Consider the following 19,134-nt stretch of genomic DNA (forward strand, 5'->3'; position numbering starts at 1 on the left):
ACGACCGCTGCCCACAAGCCTTCTTCTCAGCAATCGCACTCGCTGCGACCGTAATCTTCTGGCTTTGAAGGAGAACGAGTCCTGAGCCTAGTGCATGGTTGTAGCTTTTCTCAGCCACTCTTCCGTCGGCTTTCTGCGCTAGGCGGATCCGCGTTTCGATCAGAGAGATCAGATCGCGGAGCTCATTCGCGAACGTCTTCTGCGTCCTACAAGCGGTGAAGCTGCCGGACCACCAGATCGACGCAAATAGCTTCCGAACAATTGCCGCAGCTTCCTGCGGGCTCGGAGCCGCAGACAGCGCCATGCGCACGCGCCTCTGTCGCGCGGCGTCTCCCTTCATGAATTCGAAAAGAAGCTCTGCCAATACGTCCGAACAGGTTCTTTCTGTTGAGGGCTTTCCGGGCCATGCGCGCTCCACCCTTCCAGCGTCAGTGCTAGCGCCCATGACACCGGGAAAAAATCACTGTACAGGCGGCACCTGCCCTGCATTATCGACGTCGGCACACGGCGCCCTTCGCCGTTCCCCAGACATGCCGGGTGCCCGGCACTTCGATGCCCGACACCTCTCGCGACCCAGTTTCATGCAGCAAGACACGCTCGTTCGACCTGAGTACCTTTTGCGCGGTCGCGACCGGCACCGAACGCAGGAGCCATATGTGCGATAAATTTCATTATTAATAATTATTTACAAATCCACTCACCAAACGAGAACAGTCGTCAGCTTGAGAGAAAACAGCGGAAGAGAGAACACAGGCGCATTGCTTGGCGCTGGGCACAGTCAACAGCCGCTCGCTCATAACTCTCAATAATAACGATGATTTTGTCCGCCCGACACGACCGGAGAACGTTTCCTATCGGGCAGGTGGCGGAGAGGAAGGGATTCGAACCCTCGAGACGGTTCCCCGCCTACACACTTTCCAGGCGTGCGCCTTCGACCACTCGGCCACCTCTCCGCGGACCGCTTTACCGGAAAGTCTGGGCCGGGTGCAAGGGGCGGTTTGCCAAAAAATTGAGCCCCGGCGCAAAACCGGGGCTCGATCGTTGTTCAAGCAAAGAGCGCGGGCAAATACGGCCGCCCAACGACCTCACATGTTGGGATAATTCGGGCCATCTCCCCCCTGCGGCACCGTCCAGTTGATGTTCTGCGAAGGGTCCTTGATGTCGCATGTCTTGCAGTGCACGCAGTTCTGGAAGTTGATGACGAACTCGGTCTTGCCGTCCTTCTCGACAAACTCGTAAACCCCCGCCGGACAGTAGCGCTGCGACGGACCGGCGTATTTCGGCAGGTTGTCGAGCAGCGGCACGCGCCGATCCTTCAGCTTTAGATGCGCGGGCTGGCTTTCTTCATGGTTGGTGAACGAGAAGCTGACGTTGGTCAGCCGGTCGAAGCTAAGCTTGCCGTCTGGCTTGGGATAGTCGATCGGCTGGTGCGCCGCGGCGCTCTCGGTCGCCTCGGCATCGCTCTTGTTGTGCTTGACCGTGCCGAACAGCGAGAACCCGAAGCTGTTGGTCCACATGTCGAGGCCGCCGAGCGCCAGCGAGCCCGCAAGCCCGGTCTTCGACCACAGCGGCTTGACGTTGCGCACCTTCCACAGATCCTTCCCGATGGCACCCTCGCGCACCTCGGTCTCATAGGCGGTCAACTCGTCCGACGCGCGGCCTGCCTTGATCGCCTCATGCGCCGCATCGGCCGCGGCGATACCCGAGAGCATGGCGTTATGGTTGCCCTTGATGCGCGGCACGTTGACCATGCCCACCGAGCAGCCGAGCAGCGCCACGCCCGGGGCGACCATCTTCGGCATCGACTGATAGCCCCCCTCGGAGATCGCCCGCGCGCCATAGGCGACGCGCTTCCCGCCCTCGAGCAGCTCGGCCACATGCGGGTGATGCTTGAAGCGCTGGAATTCCATGTAGGGGAACAGGTGCGGGTTGCGGTAGTTCAGGTGCACCACGAAGCCGACGTAGACCTGATTGTTGTCGAGGTGGTAGATGAAGGCGCCGCCCCCGGCATTGCCGCCCAGCGGCCAGCCCATGGTGTGCTCAACCCGGCCTTGCTGATGCTTGGCGGGATCGATCTCCCAGATCTCTTTCATGCCAAGGCCGAACTTCTGCGGGCACTTGCCTTCCGACAGGTTGTACTTCTCGATCACTTCCTTCGACAGCGAGCCACGCACGCCTTCGGATAGGAAGACATATTTGCCGTGCAGCTCCATGCCCGGCTCGTAGCCCGGCCCGGGGTTGCCGTCGGCATCCTTGCCGAACTCGCCGGCGACGACGCCCTTGATCTCGCCGCTTTCGCCGAACACCAGCTCCGAACATGCCATGCCGGGGAAGATCTCGACGCCCAGACCCTCGGCCTGCTCGGCCATCCAGCGGCAGACATTGCCCATCGAGACGATGTAATTGCCCTCGTTCGACATGAACTTCGGCATCGGCCAATGCGGGATGCTGACCTTGCCGGCCTCGCCCAGAAGGTAGAATTTGTCCTGCGTCACCGGCACGTTGAGCGGCGCGCCCTTGTCTTTCCAGTCGGGGATCAGCGCATCCAGACCGCACGGGTCGAGCACCGCACCCGACAGGATGTGCGCCCCAACCTCGGAGCCTTTCTCGAGGACCACCACATCGAGGTCGGCATCGAGTTGCTTGAGCCGAATTGCCGCAGAGAGGCCAGCCGGGCCTGCCCCTACGATCACCACGTCATATTCCATCGACTCGCGCTCGATCTCGGCCATAGGGGCCCTCCGTTGGCTGTTGGCTATATTTATCTTGCCGATTGGCGTAGCGCGGCGGCGCAGCACAGGTCAATCGAAACGCGGCATAAAAGGTACCTGACGCGACCTTCGGAAAATAATAGTTGTGCGGGCAAAAACGCCGCCCAGTGGCGCACCGCCCACGGCAGCACCCTGCCCGACAGCCCCGGCGAAGCGCAGCGCGCCCTTGCCAAAGCCGGGGACAATCCCCACTCTTGCCAGAACTGACCACTCATGGTTTTAGACGGCAAACGCAAAAGGGCCGGAGAGCGGCCCTCGGGACAGTTCCGGAAAGACTCTATGGAAAAGATACTGATGACCCGCGCGGGCTTCACCGCGCTCGAGACCGAATTGAAAACGCTCAAGTCCGTTGAGCGCCCGGCCATCATCAAGGCCATCGCCGAAGCGCGCGAGCACGGCGACCTGTCGGAGAACGCCGAATACCACTCTGCGCGCGAGAAGCAGAGCTTCATCGAAGGGCGGATCAAGGAGATCGAAAGCGTGATGTCGCTCTCAGAGGTGATCGATCCCTCGAAGCTGACCGGCGCGATCAAGTTCGGCGCCACCGTCACCGTCGTCGACGAAGACACCGACGAAGAGAAGACTTGGCAGATCGTCGGCGAATATGAGGCCAACATCGAAAAGGGACTGCTGAACATCAAATCGCCCATCGCCCGCGCCCTGATCGGCAAGGAAGAAGGCGACAGCGTCGAGGTGCGCACACCCGGCGGCGAGAAGAGCTACGAGATCCTGACGATCGCGTACAAGTAACACCCAAAGGTAAGGGTCGCGCCGCATCATGGCAGACAGCAACGACAGCCGCTCGGCGCCCATCGGCGTCTACGACCGCGAGGAAAAGCGCGGCATGACCGGGATCGAGGTCGCCGCGCTCGGCTTCAGCGTCTTATGGTTGCTGATCTCCGGCGGCTATGTGTTCGGCGGCGGGGAGACCATCGGCGCGGGCGGGTTGCGGTTCCTGCTGGTGGTCATGGTCGTCTTCCTGCCCATCGCGATGATCTGGGTGGCGGCGATGGCCATGCGGGCCAGCCGCATCATGCGCGAGGAAAGCGCGCGTCTGCAGACGGCCATCGAGGCGATCCGCAAATCCTATCTGACGCAGGCGCAGACCGGTCGCAACGATCCTTCGGCCAGCACGCTGGCCCGCAAGCTCGATGACGTGGCCGCGGCGCAGCGCAAGATCGAGACGACCCTTGCCATGCTGGGGTCCACCCGCGCCGCGCAGGCGGCGGTGCAGGCGCAAAGCGCGCCGGTTGCCACACCAGAGCCGGTCGCCCACGACGACCAGCCGGCGCTGTCGCTGGGCACCCCCGCCGAGGAGTTGGAGCCACCGCTGGCCAATGCCGACTTCATCCGCGCGCTCAACTTCCCCGACACGGCCGAGGACCTTGAAGGCTTCGCCGCGCTGCGCCGCGCCCTGAAGGACCGGCAGTCCGCGCAGCTGATTCAGGCCTCGCAGGACGTTCTGACCCTGCTGTCGCAGGACGGCATCTACATGGATGACCTGCAGCCCGACATGGCCCGCCCCGAGGTCTGGCGCGCCTTTGCCAAGGGCACACGCGGGCGCGAAGTGGCGGCGCTTGGCGGCGTGCGCGACCGGGCCTCGCTGGCACTGAGCTCGGGCCGCATGAAGCAAGATGCGATCTTCAAGGACGTCGCGCATCACTTCCTGCGCCTCTACGACCGCGCCTTCGTGCGCTTCGAAGAGCAGGCCAGCGACGCCGAGATCACCGAACTGGCCAACACCCGCACCGCCCGCGCCTTCATGCTGCTGGGCCGTGTCGCGGGGGCTTTCGACTAAGCCGCGCCCTGCCGATTGCATCTTCGGAGAAGCCTCGCTACGGCTTGCCCGGTTGACGGGAGGCAAGGCATCGCATGGCAGGTTCGGACACGAGGTCATACTATTGGCAGGGCGTACGCGCGGGCCTGCCCTTCCTGCTGGTCATCGGCCCTTTCGCAACCCTGTTCGGTGTTCTGGCGACCGAGGCCGGGCTGAACCTGTTCGACACGCTGTCATTCTCGGTCGTGGTGATTGCCGGGGCGGCGCAGTTCGTTTCGCTGCAGATGCTGAACGATCACGTGCCGGCGCTGATCGTGCTGGCCTCGGCGCTGGCCGTAAACCTGCGAATGGCGATGTACTCCGCTGCGATCACCCCGCATCTGGGCGCGCTGCCGCTGTGGAAACGCGCGCTCTGCGCCTATTTCCTCGTCGATCAGACCTACGCATCTTCGGCGCTGCAATTCGAGCGTGCGCCCGAGATGACCCTGCCGCAGAAGTTCGCCTTCTTCATGGGAACGATGACCCCGATCTGCCCGCCGTGGTACATCTTCACCCTGATCGGCGCTTGGGTCGGCGAAGCCATTCCCGCCGATTTCGGTCTCGATTTCGCGCTGCCCATCGCCTTTCTGGCGATGATCGCCCCGGCCCTGCGCACCGGCGCGCATGTGGTCGCGGCGCTGGTGGCGACCTTGAGCACGCTGCTGCTGGCGTGGATGCCCTATAACCTCGGGGTGCTCGTCGCCGCGGCGCTCGGGATGATGGCCGGAGCCGAGACCGAACGGAGGGTTCAGCAATGATCGAACGCGCAGATCTCTGGCTGGTGATCCTCGGATTGGGGCTGGGCAGCTTCGCGCTGCGCTTCCTGTTCCTCGGGCTCGTCGGCGACCGCCCCCTGCCCGCGTGGCTGACGCGCCACCTGCGCTACACCGCCGTGGCGATGATGCCCGCGCTGGTGGCGCCGCTGGTGGTCTGGCCCGCCGCGACGGACGGACAGCCCGACCCGGCCCGCCTGATTGCGGCGCTCGTCACGCTTGGCGTCGGGCTGGCCAGTAAGAACGTGATCCTCGCCATTCTCAGCGGCGCCGCCGCGCTGGTGCTCGGCGGCTACTGGCTGGGCTGACCGACCTGGTCGCCGGTTCAGTTCTCTGCGGCCCGCTCGAAGGCGGCAATCGCAAGCGTCTTGTCGTCGGCATCCTGCTCGCGCAGCACCTGCTCGGTGACCCCCGGCATCTCGGCCAGATCGTCGGCGAGGTTGTTGGGGAACCACGTGCGGCCAACCCCTTGGAACCCCGGCAACTGGCTTAGCACCTTAGACGTCGCCACCGTGCATTGCGTCTGCGACACGGGACCGTGCGCCTGCACCATCTTCAGCGCCTGCTCGGCCACCTCAGGCGGCACCTCGACGCGCTGGATGCGCACCCGGTAGGTCTCGCGCGCGTGGGCGCGGGCGTAGAAGCGTTCGACCTCGGGGGTGACGCCATAGAGCACGTCGTCCACCTCGGGCACATTGCGCGCCCGCACCGACCCCGCTGGATCGAAGATCACCCGCTGCGACGGCGCACTGATCATCAGGCTGGAATGCGCCCCGGCATTCGAGCGGTTGTTGATCATCGTATAAAGCGTCAGCGCGGGCGGGCCGTCGTCGACATAGCGTGCGGCGGCCACCTCTTCTGGCGTTGCATTTGGATAGCGCATGGCCGGCGTGCTGCAGCCTGCGAGCGCAAGCGCTGCAAGACCGGCCAGAAACGTGGCGCGATAGAACATGAAAGCCGACCCTTTCCGGTCAGCGGGCGGCCTCCTCCGCCGCCCGAACGTGACTGACGTCGTGACTGATGTCTCCTCCCGGAAGCGCGCGGCTCAGGAGTTGAAGATCGCCAGGAAAAGCAGCACCGCGATGATCACATAGACCATGCGGATGGTGAACTTGATGAAGCCGTGAAAGGTCTTCTCTTGTTCGGTGATGTCCATGCTGCCGGGCTTGTAGTCTGCCATGTGTCCGTCCTGTCTCCATCCCCAACGGGCGTTTCTTCTCCGCTCAGAGGCTTAGCGGATTCTGCGCAAGCTGTCACCTGTTGTTGAGCCGCGCGTGACCCCGGTCAGCCGCGCGCGGCCTGCCACAGCCACGCACCGTCCGCGCCTTCCGTCCGGGTCGCCCGACCCTGCAGGTAAAGATGCTGGCAATGCGCCATCGCCTCGACAATGGCGAGCCCGTATTCGGCATCGCCGATGGTGCGCTTGAAGAGCGGCGCAAAGCACCCGCCGGCGCTCTTCGGGGTATCGAGAAACTCTTCCAGACGCTCGAGCGCGCCGTGGTGGTTGTCGATGAGTTGACGCAGGCGGAAAGGCAGCCCGGTGAACGGTAGCTTGTGCCCGCCCAGCACGTAATGATCATCGCGCGCCATCTTTGCCAGTCGCTCGCAGGACTCCAGCCAATCGCCCACCGGATCGGCCTCCGGCTCGGTGGCATAGACGCCGAGGTTGGAACTGATCGTCGAAAGCACCTGATCACCCGCCAAGACAAGCGCGTCGTCCTTCGACCAGAACGTCGCATGCTCTGGCGCATGGCCATTGCCGATATGCACCTGCCAGTCGCGCCCGCCCATGCGCAGGGCGTCGCCCTGCTGCAACCGAGTGAAGCCCAGAGGCATCGGCCAGACGCAATCGGCAAAGTTGAACGGCCGCTCCTCGCGCCGCCGTTCCAGCACCCGCGGCTCCATCCCGCAGCGCTGCCAATAGGCGATCTGCTCGGGCGGCGGAGCCTCCTGCGCATCAAGCTGCAGCATGCGCGCGAACAACCACGCGGTGCGCGTGGTCAGCAGTTCCGCGCCCTGCTGCTGAAACCAGCCCGCCAGCCCCATGTGGTCGGGGTGGTGATGGGTGACCACCACCCGCCGCACAGGCTTGCCCGCCAGCGGACCGGCCAGCAGCTTTTCCCAGATGCCCCGCGCGCGCCCCGAATTGAGACCGGTGTCGATCAGCGTCCAGCCATCGCCGTCATCGAGCGCATAGCAATTCACATGATCGAGCTTCATCGGCAGCGGCAGGCGCAGCCACAGAACGCCCTCGGCGATCTCGGTGGCCTCGCCCCATCCGGGCGGCGTATCGTGCGGGTAGTGCAATCCGGGCTTCATCAGGCGGCTAGATCCTCGGCAGTGATGGCCATCAGGTCGGCATCCGCCGCACCGACCTCGGCCAACAGGCCGACATGCTCGGGCAGAAGCCTCGTGATGTAGAACCGCGCAAGCCGTGCATGCGCGCCCGCCGGGTCTGCCATGGCTGCGCAAAGATGGAAATGCCCCCCGAGCACGCGGGCAAAGGCGCGCAGATACGGCACCGCCACGCCAAAGCGCTCGGGCATAGGGCGCGCGGCCAGCGCCTCGGTGGCCTCGCGCAAGCTCTCGGCGGCCTGCCAGACCGCCTCGGCCAGATCGGGCATCTCGGCCTTCGCCGCCTCGGATTGCGCCTCGATTTCGTCCAGCAGCCGCGCCGCCGCCTCACCGCCGTCCATCAGCTTGCGCCCTACGAGGTCCATCGCCTGAATGCCATTGGTGCCTTCGTAGATCGCCGTGACCCGCACGTCGCGGTAGTATTGCGCCGCGCCACTTTCCTCGACATAGCCCATGCCGCCCCAGACCTGCACCCCGGCCTGCGCCGAGGCGATGCCGACGTCGGTGCCGAAGGCCTTGGCGATCGGCGTCAGGAAGGCGGCGCGCGCCGCCCAGTCCGCCTCGCCCGTCGCCGCCGCCATATCGAGCGCCACCGCGCAGCTTAGCGCAATCGACCGCGCCGCCAGCACGTCGGCCTTCACCCCCGCCAGCATGCGCCGCACATCGGCATGGCCGACGATGGTGCCCTCGGGCGTGCGGCCCTGTTTGCGCTCCATCGCGTAGCTCAACGCGTGCTGATAGGCACCCTCCGCCGCCCCCACGCCCTCGCAACCGACGCCGAGCCGGGCATTGTTCATCATGGTGAACATGGCTCGCATGCCGCCGCCCTCCTCGCCGATCATCCAGCCGCGCGCACCCTCAAAGCTCATCACGCAGGTCGGCGAGCCGTGCAGCCCCATCTTGTGCTCAAGGCTGACCACCCGCAGATCGTTGGCCACCCCCGGCGCGCCGCTGGCGTCGGGGATGTATTTCGGCACCAGAAAGAGGCTGATGCCCTTGGTGCCCGGCGCCGCATCGGGCAGGCGCGCCAACACGAGATGACAGACGTTGCCGGTGAAATCGCAATCGCCCCACGAGATGAAAATCTTCTGGCCGGTGATCGCATAGGTGCCGTCGCCATTGGGCACCGCCTTGCTAGACAGCGCGCCGACGTCCGAGCCCGCCTGCGGCTCGGTCAGGTTCATCGTGCCCGACCATTCGCCGGAAATCAGCTTGGGCAGGTAGAGCGCCTTGATCTCCTCGCTGGCGTGATGCTCCAGCGCCTCGATCTGACCTTGCGTCAGCAGCGGGTTGAGATGCAGCGCAAGGCAGGCGCCCGACATCATCTCGTTGACCGCCGAAGCAACGGTCAGCGGCAGCCCCATGCCGCCATGCTCCGCCGGACCGGCCACGGCCACCCAGCCGCCCTCGGCGATCGCCTTGTAGCCCGCTGCAAAGCCCGGCGTGGAGCGCAGCACGCCGTTTTCCAGCACCGCGCCCTGCAGATCGCCGGCGCGGTTGAGCGGCGCCAGCACCTCGTCGCAAATCCGTCCCGCTTCGCCCAGCACCGCCGCGACCATGTCGGGGGTGGCTTCGGCATGGCGCTCCGTCGCGCTCACCGCATCAAAGCCCACCACCTTGTCGAGCAAAAAGGTAAATTCGGCGACAGGCGCGCGATAGGCCATGGCAATTCCTCCGATCCCGGTTGGCAAGTCGGATCCCCTCGGCTAGGGAGGATCCCACGATTTCGGTGCGACCCTAAGACCATGGCTCGCCGCCGACCAAATAGAACGCAGCGTCACGGATAGCCCGATGCCCGACACTTCCACCCTGCGCCTGCCCGCCGATAAGGCCGGGATCGACCGCGCCGCCGAGTTGCTGCGCGCGGGTGACCTTGTCGCCTTTCCGACCGAAACGGTCTACGGGCTTGGTGCGGACGCGCGCAACGACGCGGCGGTGGCGGGGATCTACGAAGCCAAGGGGCGGCCCAGCTTCAATCCGCTGATCGTGCATGTGCCCAGCATCGAACACGCCAAGGAGCTGGTGGAATGGTCGGGCACCGCCGACAACGTCGCCCGCGCCTTCTGGCCCGGACCGCTGACGCTGGTGCTGCCGATCCGCTGGGATGCGGGCATCTCCGACCGGGTCACCGCCGGGCTGAACACGCTGGCGGTGCGCCTGCCGGCAGCCCCACTGGCGCGCGAGCTGTTGACCGCCTTCGGTGGCCCGCTGGCCGGTCCTTCGGCCAATCGCTCGGGGCGGATCAGCCCCACCACTGCCGACCACGTGCTCTCCAGCCTCGACGGGCGCATCGCCGCGGTCTTGGATGGCGGCCCCTGCACCGTCGGGCTGGAAAGCACCATCCTCGGGCTTTCCGGACGCCCCACCCTGCTGCGCCCCGGCGGGATCAGCGCCGAACAGCTTTCCGAGGCGCTTGGCCATCCGGTGATGCGGCGACAGGACAGCGAGGCGATCTCGGCCCCCGGGCAGACCGCATCGCACTACGCCCCGAACGCGCGCATGCGGCTCAACGCCGCCGAATGGCGCGAGGGCGAGGCCCGGCTCGGCTTTGGCGACATGGAGTGCGATCTGAACCTCTCGCCGAGCGGTGATCTTGAGGAGGCGGCGGCCAATCTCTTTGCGCATCTGCACCGGCTCGACGAAAGCGGCGCCACGATCATCGCCGTGGCCCCGGTGCCCCATTTCGGCGCCGGTGTGGCGATCAACGACCGCCTCAGCCGCGCCGCCGCACCGCGCTGAGCGCCACCGCTTCATTGTTCCGAAAATACGCGGGCCCCGCGGTCGCGCGCGCACTGCATCCGGCAAGACGCACACCACCTCCGGCGGGCGTATTTGGAGAACAATGAAAACGGCGCGGGCGCGCTCAGGCCCGACCGCCCTCGCCGGAGAGCGACAGCGCCGGGATGCCCAGCACGTCAAGCGCCGCGCTCCACTTGCCGGAATCGGGCGTGGTGAAGACCAGCTCGCGGCTCGCCGGGCAGACCAGCCAGGCGTTTTCGGCCAGCTCGCCCTCAAGCTGGCCCGGCCCCCAGCCAGCATAGCCCAGCATCGCCATCCAGTCGCGGGGCCCATCGCCGCGGGCGATATGTTCGAGCACATCCAGCGTGCCGGTCATATAGATCGCGTCATCGACCTGCAGCGTGGTCAGTTCAGAGCGGTAGTCGGCGCTGTGCAGGACGAAGCCCCGGCCCATTTCGACCGGTCCGCCAAAATGCACCGGCTGGCTGCCGGCGCCGGGTTCGGCATCGATGCCCAGCTGTTCAAAAAGCCCCTCGAGGGTCACATCGGCCGAGGGTTTGTTGAGGATCAGCCCCATCGCCCCTTCGTCGGAATGGGCACAAAGATAGATCACCGCGTGTTCGAAACGCTCGTCCCCCATGCCGGGCATGGCAATCAGGACAGAGCCGGTCAGATCGGTGGCGCCGGAGGCGGTCTCGCTGTGCGTCATGGGATCCTTTCTGCAGTCTGCCCGCCGAGTGTGACCGCCCCGCAGTGTCGGCGCAAGCACACAAGCGGGCACAATTGCCACGGTCTCGCTTCAATGTGACTTGGCAGGAGCGCTCAGAGCCTCCATTTGAAATGCATGATCCAGAATGCTTTCAGAGCTGTCACCCTTGGTTGCACGCTGGCGATGTCCGGCGTCATCGCCACCGCCGCTGCCTCGATGGAGCCGGTCACCGCCGAGCTGCGGCCCGGCTGGCGCCTGCCCAACGGCGATCACATGGCGGCGCTGCACCTGACGCTGGCACCGGGGTGGAAGACCTATTGGCGCGCCCCGGGCGATGCCGGCATTCCCCCGGTCTTCGACTGGAGCCGATCAGACAATGTGGCGGACGTCGCCGCGCTGTGGCCAACGCCGCATGTGTTCCGCCAGTCCGGTGCGCGCTCGGTCGGCTACAAGGACGAGCTTGTGCTGCCGCTGCGCGTGGCGGCGACGGGCGGGCCGGTGACGCTGGAGGCCAACATGATGATCGGGGTCTGCAGCGACATCTGCGTGCCGCAGACGCTGCACGTCCGCGCCACTCTGCCCGACAGCAAGAGCGTCGATCCAGTGATTGCCGCGGCGCTGGCAGAGGCCCCTTTCAGCGCCCAAGAAGCGCGCGTCGGCGCGGTGCGCTGCGCGATCAGCCCGGCGAAGAAAGGCGGGATGCTGCTGAGAACCGAGATCGACATGCCCTCTGCCGGCGGCCAAGAGGAACTCGTCGTCGAGGCCGGTCAGCCCGAGATTTGGGCCTCCGAGCCGAAAACCCGTCGCGAGGGAGCCACTCTGGTCAGCAAGACCAAGCTGATGCACATGGAGGGCAAGGCGTTTGCGCTCGATCGCTCGAAGCTGCGGATCACCGTGCTTGGCAAGCAGCACGCGGTGGACATTCACGGCTGCTCGTCCTGAGCGCACCCCTGCCCGCTGTGGTCGCTCAACTCGTGCGGTGGCGGCGTAGCTTGCTGCCCAGCGTGACCAGCCAGATCAGCCCCAGTGCCAGCGCCACCCCGGCGATGAACAGCGCAAAGCCCGCCACCACCGGCGGCAGCGCGGCGACCGGCCCGATCGCCAGCCCCGGAAGCAGTGCGCCGGTCAGCGCCACAATGCCCATGGTCGCGCCCAGCCACGCCAGCACCAGCCCAAGCAACCCCAGCATCAGCACCCGCACGCGCCGATGCCGGTGCCGCGCCCCGCGGCGGAAGGCGGCAATCCGGCGTCCGATGTCGTGCTGCGCCGCCAGCAGCGCCGGCACCACGAGCAGCACCAGCAGCATGCCAAACCCCAGCCCGTAGACCAGCGTGATCACCGTCGGCTTGAGGAACTGCGCGTCAGAACTGCGCTCATAGAGCAGCGGCGCAAGGCCCAGCACCGTGGTTGCCGTGGTCAGGAACACCGGGCGCAGCCGGTCCGCTGCGCCGTCGATGATCGCCTGAAACATGCCGCGGTCGGGGGCGTATTCGTCAATCTGCGTCACCAGAACGATGGAATCGTTGATGATGATGCCGGTCATGCCCAGCAGGCCGACCACGGTGAACATCGACAGCGGCACGTCCCAAAGCGCATGCCCGTAGATCGTGCCGACAAGGCCGAAGGGGATCACCGCCATCACGACCAGCGGGCGCGTCCAGCTGGCGAACACCCACGCCAGAACAAGGTAGATGCCCAGCAGCACCAGAACCAGCCCGGTGCCGGCGTCAGAAAGGAAGTTGCGCTCGTCCTCGGCCATGCCCGCGGTGCGGAACTCCACCTGCCGCTCGGCGGCGATGGCGGGCAGGATGTCCTCCTGCAGCGCCTGCAGGATGTCGGCGGCGCGCTCTGGATCGTCCTCTGAAATATCGCCGTTGACCGAGATGGTGCGCAGCCCGTTCTCGCGGCGCACCGTGGAAAAGCCGCTCTGGCGGTCCACCCGTACGATATCGGCCAGCTGCACATAGGCACCCTCGGGCGTGCGGATCTGCGTGCGCTGCAGGAAGTCGGCGGTCTGTTCGCGCTCCGGCAGCTCGACCCGGATCTCGGCGCTGCGCGGGCCCACCGGAAAAGTCGCCGCCTCAAGCCCGCCGATGCGCCCGCGCAGCACCCGGCCCAGATCATCCACCGTCAGACCCAGCGCCTGCCCCTGCGGGGTCAGCTCCAGCACCAGTTCGTCCTTGTCGTACGACAGATTGTCCTCGACCGCCGACACCTCGGGAAAGCGCAGCACGGCTTGCTTGAGATCCTCGGCGGCGGCCTTCAGCACCGCGGCATCGGCGCCGTAGAACTGCACGTCGAGCGCATCGCCCCCCGGCCCCGAGCGCCAGCCGCGGAAGCTGATCACCTCGACCATGGGCATCGCCGCCACCCGCTCCTGCAACTCGCCGACGAACTGGTAGCTGGAATAGGGCCGCAGGTCCGGCTCGATCAGTTCGATCGAGATGGCGCCCAGTTGATCCGCCTCCTTGTTCTCGGCCTCGGCCAGCGGCCGACCGGAGTTGCCGCCGATCTCGGCGATCACGTAGTCGAGCGGGTTGCGGCCATAGCGCTCTTCATACTCGCGCCCGAGCGCCTCGGTGGCGCGCTGCATCTCGCGCATTTGCGCCAGCGTGTCGGCCCGCGTCGCCCCCGGTGCCATGGCGAAATTGCCGCTGACAGAGGGCCGCTCGGGCGAATTGAAGAAGCGCCAGACCACGTCGCCGCGGATAAAGCTTGCCGCCTGCGCCGCCAGCAGCAGCACCGCCAGCGCCAGCACCACGTAGCGCGCGGTGATCACCCCCGCCATGAAAGGCCGGAACAGGCGTTCGCGCACCCAGCGGAAGCCCCGGTTCACCATGCGCGAGGGCCAGTCGTACCAATGATGCTCGGTCGATTTGGCGATGGCATGCGCCATGTGATTGGGCAGAATCAGGAAGCACTCGATCAAACTGGCGATCAGCACCACGATCACCGTGAACGGGATGTCGGCGATCATCTCGCCGAAGCGCCCGCCGATGGCGGTGAGCCCGAAGAAGGCGATGACCGTGGTCAGCGTCGAGCTGAACACCGGCAGCGCCATGCGCCGCGCCGCGGTCTCCGCCGCCTCCACCGGGGGCAGCCCCTTGCGGTGCAGGTGGTCGGCGTGCTCGCCCACCACGATGGCATCATCCACAACGATGCCCAGCGTGATGATCAGCGCGAACAGCGAGATCATATTAAGCGTCAGCCCCGAGGCATACATCAGCGCCAGCGCCGCAAGCATCGCAGTCGGGATCCCCGCCGCCACCCAAAGGGCGGTGCGGGCGTTGAGGAAGAGGAACAGCAGCCCCACCACCAGCACGAGCCCCGTCAGGCCGTTGCCCAGCAGCAGATCGAGCCGATTGGTGATCGCCTCTGCACGGGTGCGGATCAGCTCGATCGTCGTGCCCTCAGGCAGCACCGGCTGAAATTCCTGCGCGACCTCGGCCACGGTCTGCTGGATGTCGATGGCATCGCCGTCGGCAGAGCGGTCGACCCGCACCGAGATCGCCGGGTTGTCGCCGACGAAATAGGCGCGTTCGCGGTCGATCCCCTCTTCGCGCAGACGCGCCACATCACCGATGGTCAGCTTGGTGCCGTCCGGCTGTGAGCGCAGCACGATGGCGGCAATGTCGCGCAGCGCGCGTTTCTCGACCCCGGCCCGCACGCGGGCGTTGGCCCCGGTCACATCCCCGGCGGGTGCGGCGTCCACCTCGGCGGCGATCGCCTCTGAGATCTGCTGCATGGTCACATCGTACCCCAGCAGATTGGCCGTCGGCACCTCGACGATGATCTGCGGCGCGGCGACGCCGCGGATGGTGGTGCGCGTGACGCCCTCGGCAAACAGGCGCACGACGAACTCGTCGGCAAAGCGCCCCAGTTGGTCCACCGCCACCGGCCCCGAGACCACAACATCGGTCACCCGGTCGCGCCAACCGCCGGAGGTGACGCGCGGATCATCTGCCTCTTCGGGAAGGTTATCGACGCTGTCCACGGCGGTCTGCACATCGTCCAGTGCCTTGGCCATGTTGTAGTTCGGCTCGAACTCCAGCTCGATCCGCGCCGAACCCTCGCGCGAACGGCTCTCGGTGGCCACCACCCCCTCGACCGCCAGTAGCGTTGGTTCGAGCAGCTGTACGATGGCGTTGTCGACGTCTTGCGCCCCGGCGCCATCCCAGTTGACCCTCACGTCGATCTCGTCTTCCACTACGTCCGGGAAATACTGCGCCCGCATGTTGGGCACTGCCAGAAGGCCCGCACCCAGAAGGATCACCAGAAGCAGGTTGGCCACAGTGCGGTGGCGGGTGAAATAGCTCAGCAGGCCGCTGGCGGATCCGGGGATATGGCGCATGGGCTCAGCCTCCCATCCGCGCTTCAAGCCGTTCGATCACCTGCGCCGGCACCTTGGGCTCCGACAGTTGCGCCAGCAACCGCTGCTTGGCGTCCGCGGGCATGCCATTGCTGCCCTCGATAAAGGCGACAAGCTGGGCGCGGCGCTCGGCGCTAAGCTCCAGCATCGCCGCCTCGGTGGCGGCATCCGGTGCGCCCGGCCCGCCCGCCGACGCCTCGGCGTTGAGCGCACGCACCTTGATCCCCGCGCCCAGCAGCGGCGTACGCTCAGAGACGACGAGCCGCCCGTCGAGGGCCGCGGCCCGCACGATGACCTCATCCCCCTGCCGCCGCAAAAGCTCCACCGGCACCGCCTCGAGCCGCGCGTCGGCGTCGATCACCAGCACATCGCCATCCGCCCCCAGCGCTGTCGCGGGCAGGCGCACCACCTGCTCCAGCGCGGGTTCGGCGATCTTCACGGTGACAAAATCGCCGGGCTTGAAGCCGCGCGGAGCCTCCAGCGACGCAAACAGCAGACGCCCGGTCTGCCCCTCGCCCACGGCCGCGCCCTCGCGGGTGAGCGTGCCCGCGCTACTAACCGAAGCGCCATAGAAGTCGAGCGTCACCGTCACCGGCAGTTCGCGCGGGCGATCCGAAGCGTTGAGCAATTGCAGATACTGCTGGGTGGAAACCCGGAACGCCACCTCCAGCGCTTGCGGGTCAATCAGCGTGGCCAACTGTTCGTTGGCCGAGACCCGGCGTCCGGCGACAACAGAAACATCTTCGAGTTGGGCATCGAACCCGGCGCGGATCTCGGTCTCGTCGAGCCGCCGCTGCGCCTCGTCGAGCGCGATGCGTGCCCGCGCGAGCGCCGTGGCGCTCTGGTTGACCCGCGCCTCGGCCAGTGCCAGCGCCTGTCGCCGGGTGACCACCGCCTGCCGCGCCGAAGAGGCCGACAGTTCGGCCTCTTCCACCAGCGCCGAGGTGCCGACACCGCGCGACTGCAGATCGGTTTGCCGCTGATAGGCGCGCTGCCGCAGCGCGGCCTGTTCATCGGCCGCCGCCAGAGCATCCTTTTCCAGCTCAACCGCACGGATTGCCTCGCGCCGCTCGGCTTCGGCATCCTCTAAAGCGCTCTGCGCACGCTCCAGCTCCGCTTGCGAGTCCGCCGGGTCGATCCGCGCCAACAGCGTGCCCGCCGCAACGCGCCCGCCCTCGACAAACTCCGGCGCAAGATCGATCAGCGTACCGCCCACGGCTGTGCGCAATTCCAGAGTCCGGCGGCTCTGGATCTCGCCAAAAGCGGTCATCTCAGGCGATAGGCGGCCCTGCCGTGCCTCCACCACATTGACCGCGAACACCCGCTCGCGCGCCTCGGGGATATTTGGCTCATCCGACAGCCGCGTCTGCACGGCGTCCCGCACCAAAAGCCCGGCCCAGACCAGCAGGCCCAGCGTCAGCGAAAGAAGAAAGAGCCCGGTCAGGCTCCGCCGAAGAAACCGCATGTGATCGTCCCGCGAAATGGAGGAGCGTTGCCCCTCTGTCTGGCTGCTACCACCTTATGCCCGAGCTTGCGCGCAATGAAAGCCGTGACAAGTATACGCGGGCGCGGGTCATTTCCGTCGCTTGTGCTCGTCCAGACGCGGAAAAATTTCCACAAAGTTGCAAGGGCGGTGCCGATAGTCGAGTTGCCAGCGCAGGATCTCGTCCCATGCGTCCTTGCAGGCCCCGGTGCTGCCGGGCAAAGCGAACAGATAGGTGCCGCCCGCAACCCCGCCCGTGGCCCGCGACTGCACCGCAGAGGTGCCGATTTTCTGCACGGAAACAATGGTGAAGACGGTGCCAAACGCTTCGATTTCCTTTTCGTAGACGTCGCGATGCGCTTCGACGGTGACGTCGCGCCCGGTCAGCCCGGTGCCACCGGTGGACAGGATCACATCCACGTCCGGATCCGCGATCCAGACCCGCAATTGCTCGGCAATTCCCGCGCGGTCGTCCTTCACGATTGCGCGATCCGCCAGCTTATGCCCCGCGTCGGTCAGCCGCGCCACCAGCGTGTCGCCCGAGCGGTCGTCGGCAAGGCTGCGGGTGTCGCTCACGGTCAGCACGGCGATGCGCACGGGGATGAACTCTTGGGTTTCGTCGATACGGCTCATACGGCCTCCGCAGGTCTGGGGGTCAGGGACAGGGCTGCGCCAGCGGCAGGCGCGGCACCGAGAAGATACGATCGAAACGGCGCGCCGCCGCGTCAGTGGCCAAGTTACGGGCGAAGCGCACCCAATCGGCGTCGGGCGCCGGACACAGACCGGCCTCGTCCTTTCGCGCGGTGGCGAGCGCCGCGCGCAGCGCGCTCTTCTGCTCCGTTGAAGTGAGCGGCGGATAGGTGTTGCGGCCCGCGAACGCGGCGGCGCGCAGCAGAAGGCTCGCCAACCGGTCGCGCGCGTGCTGGCTCAGCAGCTCGGGACATATCTGAACCGCGGCGGTGATCTCGATCAGCCGCTCCAGCGCGCATCCGGCGCGGCCATGGCCACTCTGGTCTTCGGCGCGGACGTGCCGCCCGCTACTGCGGGTGACGATCACCGGCCCCGGCAGTTCCAGCACCTCCACCCCCGGCGCCGGAGACGCAACTTGGCCAGAGTGATCCGCGAAAAGCGCCTCGAAGTCGGGCTGAAAGCCCCGCGCCTCGGTTTTCGCGAACGCGCCCGCCGCCAACCCGCCGCCCAGCAGGACGCAGAGCAACCCGGCCCCGGCGCGCGCCGCAGGCGGCCTCACCCCAACGCCTTGAGCTTGGCCTGAAGCTCCAGCAGATCGGCCCAGGCGTGCCGCTTCATGCCCGGTTGGCGCAGCAGGTAGGCGGGGTGGAACATCGGCATCGCCGGCCGGCCCGCCGTCTCGGCCCACGTGCCGCGCAGGCGGGTGATGCCGCGTTTGCCCAAGAGCGCATCGCAGGAAATATTGCCCATGATCACCAGCAGATCGGGGTCGGCCAGTTCGATGTGCCGCAGCAGGAACGGCGTCATCATGGCGATCTCGTCGGGGCGCGGATCGCGGTTCTGTGGCGGACGCCACGGCAGAACGTTGGTGATATAGACCGACTGGGACCGGCTGAGCCCAATGGCCTCCAGCATGCGGTCCAGCAACTGACCGGCGCGACCGACGAAGGGTTTGCCCTGCCGATCCTCGTCGCGTCCCGGTGCCTCTCCGACGATCATCACCCGCGCCTCGGGCACACCATCGCAGAACACAAGGTTGCGCGCGCCGCGGCGAAGCTCGCAATGCTCGAACGCCGCCATCGCCTCGCGCAGCGCCTCGAGACTGCCGGCACCACGCGCGGCATCGCGGGCCAGCGCCACGGGATCGGGACCAGCCGGCTCGGCTGGGGGCGGCGCAACGCCACCGCCCTGAGGCTCGGGCGCGGCGGCGGGCGCGGCGCGCGCCGCCTGCTCTGCCGCTTCATGCGCGAAACGGTCCACCGGCGCCTCGCCGATCGCCTCGTCGATGCCCAGTTCGACCTGCCAGTCGAGCGCCGCGCGGGCCCAGTGCCAATCCATCCCCGAATCCATATTCTGACCCTAGCCGAGCCCGACGGCAGAGCAAATCGCCCCTGACTTCATTGTTCCCGAAATACGCGTGGTGCCGCAT

Annotated in this window: 18 protein-coding genes and 1 tRNA gene; 6 read left to right on the forward strand and 13 right to left on the reverse strand. The window is 66.6% G+C overall.

The features are described from left to right. The 3 genes from ACXAJT_RS24250 to ACXAJT_RS24260 all read right to left on the reverse strand — a co-directional run. The coding region (locus ACXAJT_RS24250) for a DUF6880 family protein (protein WP_475240317.1) at positions 1-364 on the reverse strand (364 nt) is incomplete at its 3' end. 499 nt (positions 365-863) lie between these two features. Continuing rightward, positions 864-953 (reverse strand) — tRNA-Ser (locus tag ACXAJT_RS24255). A 132-nt stretch (positions 954-1,085) separates the two neighbouring features. Further along, entirely contained in the window at positions 1,086-2,732 is a 1,647-nt protein-coding gene (locus ACXAJT_RS24260) for an electron transfer flavoprotein-ubiquinone oxidoreductase (protein ID WP_475240320.1), read from the reverse strand. Between the two features lie 318 nt (positions 2,733-3,050). Here ACXAJT_RS24260 and greA point away from each other — a divergent pair, with 318 nt between their 5' ends. The 4 genes from greA (at position 3,051) to ACXAJT_RS24280 (ending at position 5,668) form a co-directional block, all read left to right on the forward strand. Beyond that, positions 3,051-3,521 carry a transcription elongation factor GreA gene (gene greA, locus ACXAJT_RS24265; RefSeq protein ID WP_475240323.1) on the forward strand — a complete coding sequence of 157 codons (471 nt, stop codon included), beginning with the start codon at positions 3,051-3,053 and terminating at the stop codon, positions 3,519-3,521. Positions 3,522-3,549: 28 nt separating this feature from the next. Beyond that, complete coding sequence (locus ACXAJT_RS24270; protein ID WP_475240326.1) at positions 3,550-4,569, forward strand: hypothetical protein; 1,020 nt, start codon at positions 3,550-3,552, stop codon at positions 4,567-4,569. Positions 4,570-4,643: 74 nt separating this feature from the next. Then, the gene (locus ACXAJT_RS24275) at positions 4,644-5,345 is read left to right on the forward strand and encodes an AzlC family ABC transporter permease (protein WP_475240329.1); all 702 of its coding nucleotides are present in this window, start codon (positions 4,644-4,646) and stop codon (positions 5,343-5,345) included. After that, positions 5,342-5,668 (forward strand): AzlD domain-containing protein, encoded by a 327-nt coding sequence (locus tag ACXAJT_RS24280; RefSeq protein WP_475240332.1) that lies wholly within the window; start codon positions 5,342-5,344, stop codon positions 5,666-5,668. The genes ACXAJT_RS24275 and ACXAJT_RS24280 overlap by 4 nt, the downstream gene beginning before the upstream one ends. A 17-nt stretch (positions 5,669-5,685) precedes the next feature. Here ACXAJT_RS24280 and ACXAJT_RS24285 read toward each other — a convergent pair whose 3' ends face one another. The 4 genes from ACXAJT_RS24285 to ACXAJT_RS24300 all read right to left on the reverse strand — a co-directional run bounded on the left by ACXAJT_RS24285 (position 5,686) and on the right by ACXAJT_RS24300 (position 9,379). Further along, the gene (locus ACXAJT_RS24285) at positions 5,686-6,312 is read right to left on the reverse strand and encodes a hypothetical protein (protein ID WP_475240334.1); all 627 of its coding nucleotides are present in this window, start codon (positions 6,310-6,312) and stop codon (positions 5,686-5,688) included. Positions 6,313-6,405: 93 nt separating this feature from the next. After that, positions 6,406-6,540: an aa3-type cytochrome c oxidase subunit IV gene (locus ACXAJT_RS24290; RefSeq protein WP_475177407.1), complete on the reverse strand. Its 135-nt coding sequence runs from the start codon at positions 6,538-6,540 to the stop codon at positions 6,406-6,408. A 104-nt stretch (positions 6,541-6,644) separates the two neighbouring features. Next, positions 6,645-7,679, reverse strand: coding sequence for an MBL fold metallo-hydrolase (locus ACXAJT_RS24295; RefSeq protein ID WP_475240338.1), 1,035 nt, complete (start codon positions 7,677-7,679; stop codon positions 6,645-6,647). Further along, positions 7,679-9,379 (reverse strand): acyl-CoA dehydrogenase, encoded by a 1,701-nt coding sequence (locus ACXAJT_RS24300; RefSeq protein ID WP_475240340.1) that lies wholly within the window; start codon positions 9,377-9,379, stop codon positions 7,679-7,681. Before ACXAJT_RS24300 ends, ACXAJT_RS24295 begins: the two co-directional genes overlap by 1 nt. A 127-nt stretch (positions 9,380-9,506) precedes the next feature. Between ACXAJT_RS24300 and ACXAJT_RS24305 the strand changes: the two genes are divergently transcribed. After that, positions 9,507-10,454 carry an L-threonylcarbamoyladenylate synthase gene (locus ACXAJT_RS24305; RefSeq protein ID WP_475240342.1) on the forward strand — a complete coding sequence of 316 codons (948 nt, stop codon included), beginning with the start codon at positions 9,507-9,509 and terminating at the stop codon, positions 10,452-10,454. A 124-nt stretch (positions 10,455-10,578) separates the two neighbouring features. Here ACXAJT_RS24305 and ACXAJT_RS24310 read toward each other — a convergent pair whose 3' ends face one another. Continuing rightward, a complete protein-coding gene (locus ACXAJT_RS24310; protein WP_475240345.1) occupies positions 10,579-11,163 on the reverse strand; it encodes a YqgE/AlgH family protein in 585 nt (194 codons plus the stop codon). A gap of 135 nt (positions 11,164-11,298) precedes the next feature. Here ACXAJT_RS24310 and ACXAJT_RS24315 point away from each other — a divergent pair, with 135 nt between their 5' ends. Further along, the gene (locus tag ACXAJT_RS24315; RefSeq protein WP_475240348.1) at positions 11,299-12,105 is read left to right on the forward strand and encodes a protein-disulfide reductase DsbD domain-containing protein; all 807 of its coding nucleotides are present in this window, start codon (positions 11,299-11,301) and stop codon (positions 12,103-12,105) included. 25 nt (positions 12,106-12,130) lie between these two features. Here the strand turns inward: ACXAJT_RS24315 and ACXAJT_RS24320 are convergent, their stop codons facing one another. The 5 genes from ACXAJT_RS24320 to ACXAJT_RS24340 form a co-directional block, all read right to left on the reverse strand. Continuing rightward, a complete protein-coding gene (locus ACXAJT_RS24320) occupies positions 12,131-15,514 on the reverse strand; it encodes an efflux RND transporter permease subunit (protein ID WP_475240352.1) in 3,384 nt (1,127 codons plus the stop codon). Positions 15,515-15,518: 4 nt separating this feature from the next. Continuing rightward, positions 15,519-16,997 (reverse strand): efflux RND transporter periplasmic adaptor subunit, encoded by a 1,479-nt coding sequence (locus ACXAJT_RS24325; protein ID WP_475240358.1) that lies wholly within the window; start codon positions 16,995-16,997, stop codon positions 15,519-15,521. Between the two features lie 108 nt (positions 16,998-17,105). After that, complete coding sequence (gene moaB / locus ACXAJT_RS24330; RefSeq protein WP_475240362.1) at positions 17,106-17,648, reverse strand: molybdenum cofactor biosynthesis protein B; 543 nt, start codon at positions 17,646-17,648, stop codon at positions 17,106-17,108. 22 nt (positions 17,649-17,670) lie between these two features. Next, the gene (locus ACXAJT_RS24335) at positions 17,671-18,264 is read right to left on the reverse strand and encodes a hypothetical protein (protein ID WP_475240364.1); all 594 of its coding nucleotides are present in this window, start codon (positions 18,262-18,264) and stop codon (positions 17,671-17,673) included. Then, on the reverse strand, positions 18,261-19,055 hold the full coding sequence (locus tag ACXAJT_RS24340; protein WP_475240367.1) for a uracil-DNA glycosylase: 795 nt from the start codon (positions 19,053-19,055) through the stop codon (positions 18,261-18,263). The genes ACXAJT_RS24335 and ACXAJT_RS24340 overlap by 4 nt, the downstream gene beginning before the upstream one ends. Positions 19,056-19,134 lie beyond the last annotated feature (79 nt).

The organism is Salipiger sp. ABF4_146 (assembly GCF_056161345.1).

Bases quoted from the DNA above. Each gene is read 5' to 3' on its own strand.
- ACXAJT_RS24300 (WP_475240340.1), bottom strand. From the start codon at position 9,379: ATGGCCTATCGCGCGCCTGTCGCCGAATTTACCTTTTTGCTCGACAAG.
- ACXAJT_RS24285 (WP_475240334.1), bottom strand. From the start codon at position 6,312: ATGTTCTATCGCGCCACGTTTCTGGCCGGTCTTGCAGCGCTTGCGCTC.
- ACXAJT_RS24270 (WP_475240326.1), top strand. From the start codon at position 3,550: ATGGCAGACAGCAACGACAGCCGCTCGGCGCCCATCGGCGTCTACGAC.
- ACXAJT_RS24290 (WP_475177407.1), bottom strand. From the start codon at position 6,540: ATGGCAGACTACAAGCCCGGCAGCATGGACATCACCGAACAAGAGAAG.
- ACXAJT_RS24280 (WP_475240332.1), top strand. From the start codon at position 5,342: ATGATCGAACGCGCAGATCTCTGGCTGGTGATCCTCGGATTGGGGCTG.
- ACXAJT_RS24325 (WP_475240358.1), bottom strand. From the start codon at position 16,997: ATGCGGTTTCTTCGGCGGAGCCTGACCGGGCTCTTTCTTCTTTCGCTG.
- moaB (WP_475240362.1), bottom strand. From the start codon at position 17,648: ATGAGCCGTATCGACGAAACCCAAGAGTTCATCCCCGTGCGCATCGCC.
- ACXAJT_RS24340 (WP_475240367.1), bottom strand. From the start codon at position 19,055: ATGGATTCGGGGATGGATTGGCACTGGGCCCGCGCGGCGCTCGACTGG.
- ACXAJT_RS24320 (WP_475240352.1), bottom strand. From the start codon at position 15,514: ATGCGCCATATCCCCGGATCCGCCAGCGGCCTGCTGAGCTATTTCACC.
- ACXAJT_RS24305 (WP_475240342.1), top strand. From the start codon at position 9,507: ATGCCCGACACTTCCACCCTGCGCCTGCCCGCCGATAAGGCCGGGATC.
- ACXAJT_RS24295 (WP_475240338.1), bottom strand. From the start codon at position 7,679: ATGAAGCCCGGATTGCACTACCCGCACGATACGCCGCCCGGATGGGGC.
- ACXAJT_RS24260 (WP_475240320.1), bottom strand. From the start codon at position 2,732: ATGGCCGAGATCGAGCGCGAGTCGATGGAATATGACGTGGTGATCGTA.
- ACXAJT_RS24275 (WP_475240329.1), top strand. From the start codon at position 4,644: ATGGCAGGTTCGGACACGAGGTCATACTATTGGCAGGGCGTACGCGCG.
- ACXAJT_RS24310 (WP_475240345.1), bottom strand. From the start codon at position 11,163: ATGACGCACAGCGAGACCGCCTCCGGCGCCACCGATCTGACCGGCTCT.
- ACXAJT_RS24315 (WP_475240348.1), top strand. From the start codon at position 11,299: ATGATCCAGAATGCTTTCAGAGCTGTCACCCTTGGTTGCACGCTGGCG.
- greA (WP_475240323.1), top strand. From the start codon at position 3,051: ATGGAAAAGATACTGATGACCCGCGCGGGCTTCACCGCGCTCGAGACC.